The organism is Pseudooceanicola marinus, from assembly GCF_002786295.1.
In the GTDB taxonomy this organism is placed as follows: Bacteria; Pseudomonadota; Alphaproteobacteria; order Rhodobacterales; family Rhodobacteraceae; genus Pseudooceanicola; species Pseudooceanicola marinus.
In genome coordinates this window covers 47,557-60,826 of the sequence record NZ_PGTC01000024.1, presented here as the reverse complement: position 1 = coordinate 60,826, position 13,270 = coordinate 47,557, and the positions used below count along the sequence as shown (strand labels likewise).

General features: G+C 66.5%; 11 protein-coding genes. 8 read left to right on the top strand and 3 right to left on the bottom strand.

Annotation, left to right across the window (positions count from 1 at the left end):
• Positions 1-7: 7 nt before the first annotated feature.
• Complete coding sequence (locus tag CVM50_RS18045) at positions 8-1,042, bottom strand: asparaginase (protein ID WP_085888761.1); 1,035 nt, start codon at positions 1,040-1,042, stop codon at positions 8-10.
• Between the two features lie 171 nt (positions 1,043-1,213).
• Between CVM50_RS18045 and CVM50_RS18040 the strand changes: the two genes are divergently transcribed.
• Positions 1,214-1,738, top strand: a complete 525-nt coding sequence (locus tag CVM50_RS18040) for an invasion associated locus B family protein (RefSeq protein ID WP_198431932.1) — start codon at positions 1,214-1,216, stop codon at positions 1,736-1,738.
• A gap of 353 nt (positions 1,739-2,091) precedes the next feature.
• On the top strand, positions 2,092-3,279 hold the full coding sequence (gene rlmN, locus CVM50_RS18035; RefSeq protein WP_085888760.1) for a 23S rRNA (adenine(2503)-C(2))-methyltransferase RlmN: 1,188 nt from the start codon (positions 2,092-2,094) through the stop codon (positions 3,277-3,279).
• 210 nt (positions 3,280-3,489) lie between these two features.
• On the opposite strand, the gene CVM50_RS18030 is transcribed toward rlmN, so the two are convergent.
• Positions 3,490-4,965 (bottom strand): NAD-dependent succinate-semialdehyde dehydrogenase, encoded by a 1,476-nt coding sequence (locus CVM50_RS18030; protein ID WP_085888759.1) that lies wholly within the window; start codon positions 4,963-4,965, stop codon positions 3,490-3,492.
• 60 nt (positions 4,966-5,025) lie between these two features.
• Positions 5,026-6,015: a P1 family peptidase gene (locus tag CVM50_RS18025; protein WP_085888758.1), complete on the bottom strand. Its 990-nt coding sequence runs from the start codon at positions 6,013-6,015 to the stop codon at positions 5,026-5,028.
• A gap of 201 nt (positions 6,016-6,216) precedes the next feature.
• On the opposite strand from CVM50_RS18025, the gene CVM50_RS18020 reads away from it, so the two are divergent.
• From CVM50_RS18020 to CVM50_RS17995, 6 genes are all read left to right on the top strand, one after another.
• Entirely contained in the window at positions 6,217-7,293 is a 1,077-nt protein-coding gene (locus CVM50_RS18020) for a hypothetical protein (protein ID WP_085888757.1), read from the top strand.
• Between the two features lie 132 nt (positions 7,294-7,425).
• Positions 7,426-8,556, top strand: coding sequence for a hypothetical protein (locus CVM50_RS18015; protein ID WP_085888756.1), 1,131 nt, complete (start codon positions 7,426-7,428; stop codon positions 8,554-8,556).
• 91 nt (positions 8,557-8,647) lie between these two features.
• The gene (locus CVM50_RS18010) at positions 8,648-10,603 is read left to right on the top strand and encodes an AAA family ATPase (RefSeq protein ID WP_085888755.1); all 1,956 of its coding nucleotides are present in this window, start codon (positions 8,648-8,650) and stop codon (positions 10,601-10,603) included.
• A gap of 169 nt (positions 10,604-10,772) precedes the next feature.
• A complete protein-coding gene (locus CVM50_RS18005) occupies positions 10,773-11,597 on the top strand; it encodes a hypothetical protein (protein ID WP_085888754.1) in 825 nt (274 codons plus the stop codon).
• The gene (locus CVM50_RS18000; protein WP_085888753.1) at positions 11,594-12,988 is read left to right on the top strand and encodes a DUF6638 family protein; all 1,395 of its coding nucleotides are present in this window, start codon (positions 11,594-11,596) and stop codon (positions 12,986-12,988) included. The genes CVM50_RS18005 and CVM50_RS18000 overlap by 4 nt, the downstream gene beginning before the upstream one ends.
• A gap of 3 nt (positions 12,989-12,991) precedes the next feature.
• Positions 12,992-13,261, top strand: a complete 270-nt coding sequence (locus CVM50_RS17995) for a hypothetical protein (protein ID WP_232618295.1) — start codon at positions 12,992-12,994, stop codon at positions 13,259-13,261.
• The last annotated feature ends 9 nt before the right edge of the window (positions 13,262-13,270 follow it).

Sequence of the window (13,270 nt, the reverse complement as noted above, 5' to 3'; positions counted from 1 at the left end):
TTCGGCGCTAGGCGCCGAAGCCCGGGGCGATGCGCAGCTCGCCCGCGTGGATCCCGCGGCGCGAGCGGATCTCCGGGTTGCCCCATTTCTTCGCCATCGGGTGCCCGGCCTCCAGTGCGCCGTATTTCACCAGCAGCTGGGTAATCGCCGCCTCGCTGGCGCGGGTGCCGCCATCCAGCACCTTAAGCACGATGCCCAGGCCCTTTTCCGGCAGAATCGCCACGAAGACCGCCTCGGCGCCGGTCTTCACCGCCGCGCGCCCCTCCATCGCCCGCATCAGCTCGGTGCAGGCGCGGGTTTCGCCCGCGACCATCTCCGGATGGGCCATCATCGCCTGCACCAGCCGCGCCTGGGCGCTGTCGCGCAGGCCCCGGCCCTCGCGCGCCACGGCGAAGGCGGCCATGGCGCGGGCCAGCCCCTGCAGCGAGGTGGCGAAGTTGGGGGCGGAACAGCCGTCCACGCCCCAGCCCCGGACGGCCTCGCCCGTGACCTCTTCGAAGGCGGCGCGCACGGCGACCTGCACCGGGTGATCGACCTCGGTGTACTCGGCCCCGGCGTTCAGGTGCCGGTTCAGGGTCAGGAAGCCGCTGTGCTTGCCCGAGCAGTTGTTGTGGATCTGGCAGGGTGTCTCACCCGCCCGGATCAGCGCGTCGCGGGCGGGGATGTCCGACGGTTCCTGCGGGCCGCAGCGCAGGTCCGCCTCGCCCAGGCCGAGGTCCGACAGCCAATGGGTCACCGCGTCGGAGTGGATCGCGGCGCCGTTATGTGAGGCGCAGGACAGGGCCAGCTGCGCCGGCGTCAGCCCGGCGGCGTCGGCCGCGCCGCTTTCCACCAGCGGCAGGGCCTGGATCATCTTGCAGGACGAGCGCGGGTAGATCACCGCCTGCGGATTGCCCCAGGCCTCGACGATCTGGCCGCTGCCGTCGACGACCACCGCGTGGCCCGCGTGCAGGGATTCGCAGATCCCGCCGCGCCACAGTTCCGCCACCGGCACCGCCCCTGTGTCCTGGGGGCCGATGCCCGCTGTTGTCTCGTCCGTCATTCCCGGTTCCTTTCGCCGTTCACGCATGTGCGAATTCCCGCCAATCGGCCTTTCGCATGTGGCAGCTTTTCGTCTATTGTTGCAATGTCGAGACGCAATGGACCCCACCGAAGACGCCGCACAGGCGCTTGGGGTCAGGACAGAGGCAAGGACAGCTTGGAGGCTGGACAGATGACATTCCGGGTATTCGCCGCCGCGGCCTTCGTGGCCTGCGCCGCAACCGGCGCGTTCGCGCAACAGGACACGAGCGAGAACCAGGTCAGCGCACAGACCGACTGGTCCGTATTCGAGGACACCGACCCGCGGGAATGCTGGGCCGTGTCGGTTCCCAAGGAAACCGTGAACACCCGCGACGGCGAGGTCGTGTCGGTGCGCCGCAGCGAGATCCAGCTGATGGCCTTCTACCGCCCCGGCGCCTCGGTTTCCGGGCAACTGGCCTTCACCGGCGGCTATCCCTTCGCCGAAGGCTCCACCGTGAACCTCAACGTGGATGGCACGGAATACGAGCTTTACACCGAGGGCGAATGGGCCTGGCCGGCTACGTCCAGCGACGACAGCCGCATCATGGCCTCGCTGAAGGCCGGGTCCGAGGCGGTGCTGACCGCACGGTCGAGCCGCGGTACCGTCACCCGCGACACCTTCTCGCTCATGGGCTTCACCGCCGCCGTGGAAGACAGCGAACGCCGCTGTCAGTGAGCGCCGTCTCGGAAACGCTCCGGGGGAGCGTTTCAGGCGCGAACGGGCGGAGCCCCAGCCGTCCAGTAAGCCGTCCGGGGGACGGTTTCAGGACCGAACGGGCGGAGCCCAGCCGTCTGGGAAACGGTGAAGCCGATCAGAACGGCGCGTGAGCGTCGTTTCGGCTGATCCGGGAGCGTTTGAGTTGCGAACGGGTGATGCCCAGCCGACAGGGCGCGCCCCCTTTCCCGTCACCTTCCGCATGCCGCGTGGGCCCCCGGGTCCGCGCGCCCTTGCGTGACGGGTTTTCATGACCACATGAATCCGCTATAGACCCGTCTTCCCTGCCTTCACCCTGTCGCCACGGATCCGTCATGAGCCAGCAACCTGCCGCGCCGATCACCCAGGACGTCCTGACCATCCCCCGGAAACTTCCGGAGGGATTGAAGAACCTCGTGGGCCTGACCCGCCCGCAACTGCGCGAGGCACTGATCGAGATCGGCACGCCGGAGAAGCAGGCCAAGATGCGGGTCAACCAGCTGTGGCAGTGGATCTATCACTGGGGCGTGCGCGACTTTGCCCAGATGACCAACCTGGCCAAGGAGTTCCGCGCGAAGCTGGCGGAGAATTTCACCATCACCCTGCCTGAGATGGTGTCGAAGAACGTCTCCGCCGATGGCACCCGCAAGTACCTGGTGAAGATCGCCGGCGGCCATGAGGTCGAGGTTGTCTACATCCCCGAGACCGATCGCGGCACGCTGTGCATCAGCTCCCAGGTGGGCTGCACCCTGACCTGTTCCTTCTGCCACACCGGCACCCAGAAACTGGTGCGCAACCTGACACCGGGCGAGATCGTGGGCCAGATCATGCTGGTGCGCGACGACCTGGGCGAATGGCCCGAACCCGGCACCGGGACCGGTGAGAACGGGCCGCGCCTGCTGTCGAACATCGTCCTGATGGGCATGGGCGAGCCGCTCTACAACTTCGACAACGTCCGCGACGCGATGAAGATCGCCATGGATGGCGAGGGCATCGCCCTGTCGCGCCGTCGGATCACCCTGTCGACCTCTGGCGTGGTGCCCGAGATCGCCAAATGCGCCGAGGAGATCGGTTGCCTGATGGCCGTCAGCTTCCACGCCACCACCGATGAGGTGCGCAACAAGCTGGTGCCGATCAACAAGCGCTGGAACATCGAGACCCTTCTGGACGCGCTGCGTGAATACCCCCGGCTGTCGAATTCCGAGCGGATCACCTTTGAATACGTGATGCTGAAGGACGTGAACGACAGCGACGAGGATGCGCGACGGCTGGTGCGGCTGATCCGGGGCATCCCCGCGAAGATCAACCTGATCCCCTTCAACGAATGGCCGGGCTCGCCCTATGAGCGCTCCGACTGGTCGCGGATCGAGGCCTTCGCAGACATCGTGCACAAGGCAGGCTACGCCTCGCCCATCCGGACCCCGCGGGGCGAGGACATCATGGCGGCCTGTGGTCAGCTGAAGTCCGCCACCGAGCGCGCCCGCAAGTCCCGTGCCCAGATCGCCGCCGAAACCGGCAGCTGATCGCAGGGGGGAGGGGGCTTTGCCCCCCTCGGCTGCGCCGACTCCCCCAGAGTATTTTCAGCTGACGGATAGGACGAAGCGCGCGCACTCTCTCTATCCGATAGCTCTGGGCTCCGCCCGTTCGCGGCTGAAACGCTCCGCTGGAGCGTTTCCAAGCCACCGCTCACACTCCCGCCGGAGGCTTCGGCCCCGCGGGGCCGAAATCTGTCGTTAAACCGAGGTGCAGACGTATTTCATTTCGAGGAATTCCTCGATGCCATGGTGGCTGCCTTCGCGGCCCAGCCCCGACTGCTTCACCCCGCCGAAGGGCGCCACCTCGGTCGAGATCAGGCCGGTGTTCACGCCGACGATGCCGTATTCCAGCGCCTCCTGCACCTGCGTCACGCGGGACAGGTCCTTGGCGTAGAAATAGCTGGCCAGGCCGAAGATCGTGTCGTTGGCCAGTTCGATCACCTCTTCGACCGTCTCGAATTTGAACAGCGGCGCGAGGGGCCCGAAGGTTTCCTCGGTGGAGAACTTCATCTCCGGCGTGGCGCCGGTGACGATGGTGGGATCGAAGAAGAGGCCGCTTTCGCCCTTCTGGCCGCCCAGGATCACCTCGGCGCCCTTGGCGCGGGCGTCGGTGATGTGATCCTCGACCTTGTCCACGGCCTCGGCGTTGATCAGCGGGCCCAGTTCGGCGCCCTCTTCGAAGCCGTCGGCGACCTTCATCTGGGCCACGCGGTCCTTCAGTTTCTGCGCGAAGGCGTCATAGACGCCCGATTGCACGTAGATGCGGTTGGCGCAGACGCAGGTCTGGCCGTTGTTGCGGAACTTGCAGGTGATGGCGCCCTCGACGGCGGCATCCAGATCGGCGTCGTCGAAGACGATGAAGGGGGCATTGCCGCCCAGCTCCATCGAGCATTTCATCACCTGGTCGGCGGCCTGTTTCAGCAGGATGCGCCCCACCTCGGTGGAGCCGGTGAAGGTCAGCTTGCGCACCTTGGGGTTCTCGCAGAATTCCTTGCCCGCATCGGAGGATTTCGAGGAGGTGACCACGTTGAAGACCCCTTTGGGGATACCCGCGCGATCGGCCAACACGCCCAGCACCAGCGCCGACAGAGGCGTTTCCTTGGCGGGGCGGGCGACGAAGCTGCAACCGGCCGCCAGGGCCGGGCCGGCCTTGCGGGTGATCATCGCATTGGGGAAGTTCCAGGGCGTGATCGAGGCGGCGACACCGATGGGCTGCTTCAGCACCGTGATCCGCTTGTCGCGCTGGTGGCCGGGGATTGTCTCGCCGTAGATCCGCTTGGCTTCTTCGCCGAAGAACTCGATGAAGCCGGCACCGTAGGCGATCTCGCCCTTGGCCTCGGCCAGCGGTTTGCCCTGTTCGGCGGTCAGGATGGTGCCCAGGTCGTCCTGGTTTTCCATCATCATGTCGAACCACTTGCGCAGGACCTTGGCGCGTTCCTTGCCGGTCCATTGCGCCCAGTCCTTCTGCGCGGCATGGGCCGCGTCGATCGCCTTGCCGATCTGGGCACGGCTGAGGTCGGCGACCTGGGCGATCACGTCGCCCCGGGCGGGGTTCACCACGTCGAAGGTGCCCTCTTCGCCGCGGATCCAGTCGCCGTTCACATAGGCGGCGTCGGCCAGCAGGCTGGGGTCCTTCAACAGGGATTTCAGGTCGGTCTTGGCGGCGTCGGGCATGGGGCTCTCCTTCGTCTGTTGCGCAGGAGGGTAGCGCGGTTTGTGGCAGGTGCCAGCCCGTCAGAGATCGGACCAGCAGGGGAAGGGGTTGCCGGGCAGCGGACGGGCCGTCTGCACGCCGCGCGCGATGGCGCGGGCCATGCAGATCGCGGCGGCATGGCCCAGCTCCAGCAGGCCAGTGCCCTCGCCCAGCGGTTTCGCGCCGGTGGCGGCGGCAAAGATCAGGTCGCCGTCTTCGGGGGCGTGGCTGGGCACCAGGGCGCGGGCGTAGCCGTCATGCGCCGCCGTCGCCAGCCGCTTGGCCTGGGCCTGGGTCAGATCCGCATCTGTGGCGACGATGCCGATGGTGGTATTGGCGCGGGCATTGGCCGCCTCGCGCGCCAGGCCGGCCTTGGTGACCGCTGTGTGCGGGTCCGGGAACTGCGACGGCAGGCCCAGCCCGCCGAATTCCTCGCCCATCTCCCACGGGGCCGCCCAGAAATGCCGGGTGCCGCCCACATGGGCCGCGCCGAGCGCATTCACCGCCACCAGCGCCGCCACCACGTGGCCCGAGGGAAGCCGGACGGAGGCCGAGCCCAGCCCGCCCATGATGCCAGCGGTGACACAGCCGGTGCCCGCGCCTTCGGTGCCAAGGGCCACGTCCTGCCCGCGCGCGGCATAGGCCGCCTGGCCGAGCGCCTTGTAAGGATTTTCGTCCCAATCCTTGTCGCCGCCGTTCACCAGGTCGAAGAGGATCGCGCCCGGCACGATGGGCACCCGCACGGGGCCGGCCTGGAACCCGCGCCCGTCCCGGCGCAGCGCATCCGCCACGCCGCCCGCCGCATCCAGGCCGAAGGCCGAGCCGCCCGAGAGCACCAGCGCATCCACCTGCTGCACCGTCTTGTCAGGCGCCAGCAGGTCGGTTTCGCGGGTGCCCGGCGCGCCGCCCATGACGTGCACGGCAGCGGTGAAGGGCGCCTCGGCCGTCAGCACCGTCACCCCGGTCTTGACCGACAGATCCTGCGCCTGGCCGACCAGCAGCCCCTCCACATCGGTGATCGTGTTGCGCATCCCGCCTCTCCTTCTTCCGGCCCACATTCCCGGCGCACTAAAACCCGCCGGTGCAGGCACCGCAACGGGCAAAGCGGCTTGTGTTGCGCGCCGTCCCGTCCCATGAACGTGGCCAAGGGATTTTATTCGGGGACGGCCAGGTGGATGTAAATCCGATTAACTCTCCCCATATAGTTGACGACATTTCCGACGGAGGACGCCATGTCGAGTTTCGAGGCCCAGCTTGAGCAGAGCCAGAAAGAGGTTGCCCAGGCGCAATCGAAGATTTCCGAACTGACCGGCCGGATCGAGACGGCGCGCGCCAAGATGGACACCGGCGAGGACGTCTCGATCGAGATCGAGAACGCAACGCTGGATGACGTCCATGCCCATACAGAAGCGATGAACGCCAATATCGCCGAGCTGATCATGGGCCTCGACGATGTGACCGCGCAGTTCTCGAAGGACTTCGACGAGATGCGCAACAAGACCGGCTGGGAGAGCTTCGTCGGCATCTTCTCCAAGGCGAAGGCGGACAACATGCGGCAGGAGCGGATCCGCACCGCCTCCATCGACGACAAGCTGCAGGACCTGATCGCCAAGTCCGACACCATCACCCGCCTGCTGGAAGGCCAGCTGGCCGTTCTGGAAGAGCAGAAGGACAAGGTGGAAAAGAACCTGACCGCCACGCTGGATGAACGCGAGGCGACGGTGCAGGGGCTGGAGGACCTGCGGTCGGAGATCACCGACATGGATCCGAAGATCATCGAGCTCGAAAACAAGATCGCGGTGGAACAGGACGCGGCGGCGCGTACCCGGCTGGAATCGGAGCTGGCGGCGCTGAACACCAAGTACAACGCGCTGGTGCAGGACGAGCAGGTGAAGATCGCCAAGTCGCAGACGCTGGAACGCTACATCGAGAAGGGCAAGACCTGGGTCGACAGCCTGCAGAACCAGGCGGCGACGCAGATGGTACTGATCAACAAGCTGAAGACGGACACCAACCAGCGGGTCATCCTCTACGATGCGCTGACCAAGTCGCTGAAGACTGCGCAGCAGCAGGAAGTGGCCCACCGGATCAACGAGATCGGGGTGGAGACGGACAAACAGGCACAGCAGGCCATGGCCCAGATCGGCGCGGCGACGAACTCGCGCATGGCCGACATGATGGAGGCCCACGAGGGCCAGATGGTCTTTGCCCGCGAGGTGCTGGAGGCCAAGGCCAAGGCGGATGAGCGGTTTGCCCGGCGGTTCCAGAAGATCGTCGAGACCCACGACAAGAACCTCTACGGCGCCTGAGGCGGGGCGGGCGGTGCGGCGCTGGCGCCCTGCGGGACGCCTCGCCCCGCCCGCCGTCCCGTCCCCCTGCGGGGATGATGTGCCAGCTGGGACAGGCAGGCCCCCGATGACGACCACCAAGGCCGGGAAGCGATGCAACAGGACGATCTGAACGACCGCGTGGGGATCACCGATTTCCATGCCTCCCGCCGCTACTTCCGCAAGTTCGAGGCGATCATGGCCCACCTGGCCCATGTCGCTGCCGCGATGCGCGCGGAAAGGACGCTGAGCGAGCCGGAGACCGAGGTGCTGGCCCGCCATATCTCGGCGCTGACCTTCACCTTCCGCGCGCTGTCGATGAAATACCTGCTGGCGGGGCGCGACACCGGCCGCTTCTTCGGCTCGCTGACCATCGACAACCACGAAAGCGGCTTTCCCACGGCGCAGGAGCTGATGGTGATGGCCAATGACGCCGGCCAGGCGGGCAAGCACCTGGCCTCCATGCCCTCGGTCGAGGCGCTGAAGCGGCAGATGCTGGATCAGATCCTGTCGGATCACGCGGTGCCCACCAAGACGCAGTTCGCCCTGTCGCAACGCCTCTACTACGAGGAGCTGGCGCGCGGGGACCTGTTCTGGCCGCGCAACGATCCTGACGCCGTTTGGCTGGAAAACCTGGGCGGCAAGGGCGCGCAGCGGCGGCGTTACCTGCTGCACTGGTCGGTCTACGATAGCGGCACCAACCTGCCGGTGATCTACCTGATGGAGGTGGAGGACAGTGGCCGCACCGGCCTGCCCAAGGACCAGAGCCGCTGGCCGCAGGTGCAGGCGCATCTGGTGGCGCAGAGCCTGGGCGGGCTGAAACTGCTGACCATCGCGCAGGGGTTCGACCAGGATTTCGACGACCTGCACCCGAAACGCCTACGCCGCATCCATATCGGTCCGATGTATTCCCACGCCTTCACCCGCCAGTCGGGACCCATCCGCGACGTGCTGGAAGGCGCGGGCGGTGCCGAGGGCGAGGATTGGGCGCTGGCCTGGACCTCGGAGGAGCTGTTGTCGGAACGGGTGAAGACCGAGAAAAGCGGCTGGTTCGGGCAGGTGGAGCGGGAAATCTTCGCCCTCGACCCGCTGTCGGGTGGGGCCGAAACGGGCGCCACCTCGCAGGACCGGGCGCTGATCCTGCCCGCGCGGCCCTTCCAGGTGCTGTCGGAACTGAACCCGCCAGGCTTTGCCCGTATCCGCAAGTTCGTCGTCGGCGCGGGGGACCGCGTGCTGCGCTACTGAGCTGATTGTTTTCAGACCCGTCCGCGCCGCGCGCGGATGTCTTTCGCAGGTTTGAGTATTTGGAACGAAGTGAAGAGGGGAGGGGCGCGCCATGAGCCTGACCGGAGACCAGATGGAGCTGCGCGAGGAGGACATCCGGCAGCACTACGCCGCCGCCGAGGCCCTGCTGGAGGGGTTCGACCACGCCCCCCGGCTGGCCCGGGAAAGCGCCGCGTCGGCGCCCGCGCAGGGCGAGGAGCGGTCTCCCGGCATCGGGCTGTCGCGCCGCCGCTTCCGCTCTACCACGCCCGGCCTTGCGACGCGCCGCACCCGGCCCGCCGGGGGCGTTCATCTGCTCGACACCATCGCTGCCTGTGACGGTGACGACCCGCTGACCTCGCCCCGCCAGGCCGCCGTGGCCCGCGCCATCCGCCGGGCGCTGGCCATCGCCATGGCCCTGGGCGACAGTTTCGCCGAGGCCACCGCCCTGGCGGAGCTGAAGGGGGCCAACCTTGCGGGCAGCCTGCCGCGCGACCGCGCCGCCGAGTTTTCCGAATTGCTGGCAGCCCAGTCGCTGCTGCAGCTGCATGTCACCGCCAATGCCCTGTCCTACCTCCTGTCGTCGCAGATGGGAGAGCTGACGGTCGACCCGGGCGACGCGGAGGAGATCCTGACCGACAACGCCCCCCTGGCCCTGCAGGGGATGCTGTGGGAGCTGGATCAGAAGCTGGCAACCTTCGCCACGGGCGAGGAAGAAAAGCTGGTGCCGACCCTCACGGGTTACGCCGCGCTGGTAATGGAAAAGACCGCCCTGCGCGCCGACAGCCACCCGCACCTGGGCGCCTTCACCGCCGCCACCTGGCGCATCGAGGCCGATGACCTGACCATCCGTGGCTTCACCCCCGCGGCCCATGCGAAATCCACCCAGCTGGTGATGACCTTCAAGAAGCCGCATGAGGTGGTGGGCAACCATATCGCCAAGTACCAGGCCATGAAGCTGGCCAAGATGCTGATGGCCTATGATTTCGACCGCAAGCTGAACCCCTTCGCGGAACTGGGCGGTTTCATCTTCACCTTCATGGGCGACGGCATGCCCGGCACCGGCAAGACGACCCTGATCCAGATGATGGCGGGTCTCTTGAACGACTACTGCCAGACCGCCGGCTACCCCTTCCGCTACCGCAACCTCTCGACCGAGAACATCGACAGCTATCAGGGCAAGTCGGGGCAGAACGCCAAGGCCTTCATCTCCGACATCCTGGACCCCGCCGTCATCGGCTTCGGCACCATCGACGACATCGACCAGATCGCGGGCAAGCGCGGCGACCGGCAGTCCTCCGCAGGGCAGCAGGAGATCACGGCGGTGCTGATGGAAAGCTTCGCCGGCGCCAATACCGTGGTGCGCGGCAATTGCACCTTCGGCATGTTCTCGAACTACCCCGAGAACGTCGACGACGCCCTGCGCCAGCGCGCCGGCGCCCGCTTCCTGGTGGACGGGCCGCAGACCCGCGACGACTACGTCGACATCCTGGCCCTTCTGCTGGGCAAGCGGCACGAGATCCCGCTGGGCGATCACGAGCTTTACGCCGCTCAGGAGATCCAGCGCGCCGTTGCCGAGAGCTTTGCCAGCCACGCGCGGCCCAAGGAGGCGCAGCTGGTCGAGGTCTACGACGAGATCCAGCGCCGCACCGGTCCGCTGGACACGATCGCCAAGCTGGGCAGCTACCTGAAGGCGATCCAGCAGGCCGACCCGCGTTTCACGGGCCGCGCGATCAAGAACATCACCGACGCGGTGAAGGTCCGCGCGATGGATTTCGAGCTGCCCGACGAATGGATGGAGGAGCCGGAGCTGTTCCTGTTCAAGGACTACGACACCAAACGCGCCATGATCGAGGAGCTGCGCCAGCCGATCACCGTCGAGATGGTGGTGCAGGAAATCAACCGCTACGCCGACAGCGAATTCCGCTATGCCGACAAGTCCGATGCCGCGGCCATTGACGCCATGGTGCGCGACATGGAGCGTACGGAAGAGGCGAAGCGGCGGTATCTGAAGGAGCGGGGAGAGTGATGGGGAACTGTGCCCCATGACCGATGGCCGTGACGGGTTGGCCCAAAGTGCCGAGGGCAGCGCCGGACCCGAGGGTGGGCGTGTAGCGCCCGCCCTGGGGGGCGGGTCGGGCGCTGCCCGGCGGTGCCCGCCGGGCGGGACAGGGGGAGGGGGGGAGAGGATGAAGGGGATGGCCTGGCATCTAAGGCAAAAGCTGACACCTATGCGTTTCGGTGCTTTAGGGACTCTTGCGGTTTTCGTGGGTGTCTACTGGCTCGGTCGCCAGCCCGCGCCCGGTGAGTCCGGGGAAACGCGGGCATCCGAGTTTTGGTCTCTGCCCCTGAATTCCATGGGAGACGCCCTCGCCGGGCTCGCCGCTTCTTTGGCTTTCCTCTGGCTGATCGTAACTGCCTTCATTCAGAAGAACGAACTGAAGGAGCAGCGCGCAGCGCTTGAGGCGCAGCGTGATGAGTTGGAGCTTGCGCGCGAGGTCCAGGGCAAGCAACTCAAGGCGATGGAAGCGCAAGCCGACATCTTTCGGGGCGAACAAAAGCAGCGAGCTGAGGGGGCGGCCCGACGAGTCTTGTTCCGCCATTTGGAGCAGCTCGTCATCTTCACTTCGGAATTGAAAGTCGAGGACAATGTCTGGGCCAGAATAGGACGCACAGGCACTCCCATTACGCAATATGAAGCTGCAATCCCGACCATCGCAGACCAACGTGTCTTAACTCAGGGAGAGGCGACGCTTGGGCTGGCTGTTCGCCAGTTTTGCAAGCAGTCAGTTCGTCTTGAACAACAGCTGTTGGGAAGCGGATTGGCGGGGGAATGCGAGAGGCAGCCGGAACTGCTGCCTGAGCATCTTGAAATCTCTCTCATTCTGAACAGAATTTTGCAGTTGTCGTCGGATCTCAGCGAAGACGACAACATCTGGCTGGAAAGCCTCTGGCTTGAGCAGGCTGCCTATGCTTGGTCGGATCTAGTTGGCTCGGAAGAGATTTGGAGTAACATGCCATGAACCGCCTCATCCAAGCCGGCCTGATGTTCGCCAACCTCACCCGCGTCGACACGCCCGCGCTGGTCGAGCGGTATAACCGCGCGCTCCACCATCTGACCGGCAAACGCACCGCGCTGACCGAGTTCGCCATCGACATCTCGGGCTATTCCCCCGAGGTGGCGGATGAGCTGGGGGATCCGCAGTACCTCAACCGCAACGGGGTGAACCGGCAGATCATACTGCTCAGCACGCGGCAGAAATCGGCGCCGCTGCTGAACGCGCGCTTCTCGACCACGCGGGCCCTGCTGCGCCAGTTCATCGATCGCAACGAGGCGCAGCTGTTCGCCCTGACCGCCCGCGATGCCGTGGCGGGGGAGATGGTGAACGGGGTCTTCGATATCGACAGCGCGCAGAAGCTGATGGATGTCCGCCGCCTGACCATCGAGGCCGACACCACCACCGGCACCCTGCGCGATGCCGAGGCGCTGGCCGCGCGCGCCGAACGGTTCCTCGATGAGGAGGACGCCTGGTTCGATGATGCGCTGATTGACGAGATGATCGCCCTGGCGCGCAAGACCGGCGACGTGACGCGCAACCCGATCCGGCTGAAACACACCGCCTTCCACCAGGACAATTTCTGGACCTCGCATCTGGGCGGCGTCTACCTGTTTTCCGAATGCGACACGCCGGCGCTGCTGGCCCGCGAGCCCGCGCGCCTGGGCAAGCCGCCGCTGCCGGTGGTCGACATGGGCGACCCGCGTGACGTGGCCGCCTGGCTGCATGGCAACGGCCTGGTGCAGCCGCTGGTCACCGCGCGCGGCTTCGATGCGGCGCGGGTGCTGCGGCAGAAAATGGATTTCATCGTCGTGGATGCGGCCCAGGACGGCGGGCTGGACCTGGCCGGCGCCACCGCCCGCGACCTGCGCGCCCTGGCCCGTGACAATGCCGAGCGGCTGCCCGCGGAATACCACCAGATCCGCCGCGTCGTCGCCTGGCTGGAGGAGGGAGGCCGCCGCCCGCGCCATTCGCCTGAGGACCCGGCCTATTTCTACCTGCTGCGCGCCGCCGATACCCCGGACCGCGACCTGGTGAACATGCTCCTGGCGGAACTGGCGCCGAAGGACGTGCGGCAGCTGTTCATCTGCCACAAGGAGCTGTTCTATGCGCTCTACGCCGGGTGGAGCGACACCAAGAAAAGCTATGTCGCGGATTTCCTGTCGCGCGATTACCTCGCCGACAAGGCCGGTACGCGTGAGGCGCTCTTTGGCCATGATGCCCCGGCGCCCGCCCCCGCGCCCGCCGCGGCGCCCAGTCGGCGCACCGGCCCCTGGTCGCGCACCAACAAGAGCCCGGCGCCCGATCCCGTGCCGATCGTCGGCCCCTGGGGCGCGGTGATCCGCGAAAGGAGGTAGCCCGTGGTCTTCGCCTTTGTCCGCCTGGCCCTGGTAGCCTTCGTCGTCATGACCCTGGCCTATGTCGTGATCTCTATCTGGTCGCGCCAGGTCCGCCGCCGCAAGCTGAAGCGCGCCTGGGAGGAAGAGGGTCGCCCCGGCGACCGCGCGGACTATGTCGAACGGGGGCTGGACGACTACGACGATTCCCTGCGTCGCAAACTGATCCTGCTGATCTACATCCTGCCGGTGGTGATCGTGGGCTTCATCATCTATCTCGTGAACTTCATGTAAGGGAGACCG

What these genes read in the sequence shown, in the direction of transcription:
- CVM50_RS18015 (WP_085888756.1), top strand. Translation starts at nt 7,426, where the DNA reads ATGCAACAGGACGATCTGAACGACCGCGTGGGGATCACCGATTTCCAT.
- CVM50_RS18045 (WP_085888761.1), bottom strand. Translation starts at nt 1,042, where the DNA reads ATGACGGACGAGACAACAGCGGGCATCGGCCCCCAGGACACAGGGGCG.
- CVM50_RS18040 (WP_198431932.1), top strand. Translation starts at nt 1,214, where the DNA reads ATGACATTCCGGGTATTCGCCGCCGCGGCCTTCGTGGCCTGCGCCGCA.
- CVM50_RS18025 (WP_085888758.1), bottom strand. Translation starts at nt 6,015, where the DNA reads ATGCGCAACACGATCACCGATGTGGAGGGGCTGCTGGTCGGCCAGGCG.
- rlmN (WP_085888760.1), top strand. Translation starts at nt 2,092, where the DNA reads ATGAGCCAGCAACCTGCCGCGCCGATCACCCAGGACGTCCTGACCATC.
- CVM50_RS18010 (WP_085888755.1), top strand. Translation starts at nt 8,648, where the DNA reads ATGAGCCTGACCGGAGACCAGATGGAGCTGCGCGAGGAGGACATCCGG.
- CVM50_RS18005 (WP_085888754.1), top strand. Translation starts at nt 10,773, where the DNA reads ATGGCCTGGCATCTAAGGCAAAAGCTGACACCTATGCGTTTCGGTGCT.
- CVM50_RS18030 (WP_085888759.1), bottom strand. Translation starts at nt 4,965, where the DNA reads ATGCCCGACGCCGCCAAGACCGACCTGAAATCCCTGTTGAAGGACCCC.
- CVM50_RS18000 (WP_085888753.1), top strand. Translation starts at nt 11,594, where the DNA reads ATGAACCGCCTCATCCAAGCCGGCCTGATGTTCGCCAACCTCACCCGC.
- CVM50_RS18020 (WP_085888757.1), top strand. Translation starts at nt 6,217, where the DNA reads ATGTCGAGTTTCGAGGCCCAGCTTGAGCAGAGCCAGAAAGAGGTTGCC.